General features: G+C 42.2%; 2 protein-coding genes and 1 pseudogene. All 3 read right to left on the bottom strand.

The window, feature by feature from the left end:
- Window positions 1-242, bottom strand: a 242-nt coding sequence (locus HMPREF9425_RS09035; protein ID WP_003098469.1) for an ABC transporter permease subunit, incomplete at its 3' end; no start/stop codon positions are given.
- 11 nt (window positions 243-253) lie between these two features.
- On the bottom strand, window positions 254-952 hold the full coding sequence (locus HMPREF9425_RS09030; RefSeq protein ID WP_003098465.1) for an amino acid ABC transporter permease: 699 nt from the start codon (window positions 950-952) through the stop codon (window positions 254-256).
- 17 nt (window positions 953-969) lie between these two features.
- Window positions 970-1130 (bottom strand): annotated as a pseudogene (locus tag HMPREF9425_RS09025) (transporter substrate-binding domain-containing protein); the annotation flags it as partial.

Genomic DNA, 1130 nt, shown 5'->3' with positions numbered 1-1130 from the left:
GTTGACTTAAGCTGGAAGACCAAGAAGATAATGAAAATCCAAAGCAAGTTAGGAACGTTACGGACGAACTCAACGTAGATAGAAGCGATCCAACGAAGAATAGGATTCTTTCCGTTACGCATGACCGCGAGAATAGTTCCGAACAAGGTAGATAGCACGATGATGAAGAAAGACAAGTAAAGGGTCGTCCACATCCCTTGTGCTAAGAATTTAAGGTTAGTAGCTGATAAAACTTCTGACATAGTGGACCTCCTTAGTAAGCTTTCTTATTCTCTTCTTCTTTACGACGTGCCCAGGTAGCTAGAGGGAAACACATGATAAAGTAGAGGAAAGCAGCCCCAGCAAAGGCCGGCACATAGTTAGTGGTATCATAAGCCCAAGCCTTAGCCGTGAACATGATATCTGCTCCAGAGATGATGGCAACTGTAGAAGTGTTCTTAATCAAGTTAACCACTTGGTTGGTCAATGGCGGCAAGATAGTACGGACTGCTTGAGGCAAGATGATGATACGCATGGTATCAGCGTAGGTGAACCCTTGAGACAAAGCTGCTTCGGTTTGACCTTTAGGAACTGCCTCGATACCTGTACGAATAATTTCAGAGATATAAGCTCCTGTGTAGACCCCAACACAAAGGATAGCTGTCAATGAAATTGGGATCATGACATGACCATCAGTCAATATTGAAATCCCATAGAAGACAACCACGAATTGCACAAGCAAGGGTGTGTTTTGGAAGATTTCGACATAAATACGTGAGATGCCACGGAGAACCTTGTTGTGAGTTGAACTCATAGCTCCAAAGATGAGCCCAAGAAGAAGAGCTACAATCAAGGCACCAATTGAAATGCCAAGAGTGTAAAAGAAACCTTTGGCAAACTGACCAAAGTTAGCGAAGAAAGCAGCCCAACGTTCAAGAGCGAAAGGACTAGCCGTTTCAGTTAAAAGATACATAAATTCAGGACTCCTTTCTATTTATCTTCAGCCTTAGCTGGTTTCAAGTGATACTTATCGTAGAGTTTTTGAAGGCTACCATCTTTTTGCCATTTAGCAATCAAATCGTTGGTATAATCAATTAACTCTTGGTTAGACTTGCTTGAGGCGATACCGTATTCTTGTGTTTTGAAACCTT

This window comes from Streptococcus vestibularis ATCC 49124 (assembly GCF_000188295.1).
Lineage (GTDB): Bacteria > Bacillota > Bacilli > Lactobacillales > Streptococcaceae > Streptococcus > Streptococcus vestibularis.
The sequence above is the reverse complement of the archived record's forward strand: the minus strand, read 5'-3'. Positions and strand labels throughout refer to the sequence as shown.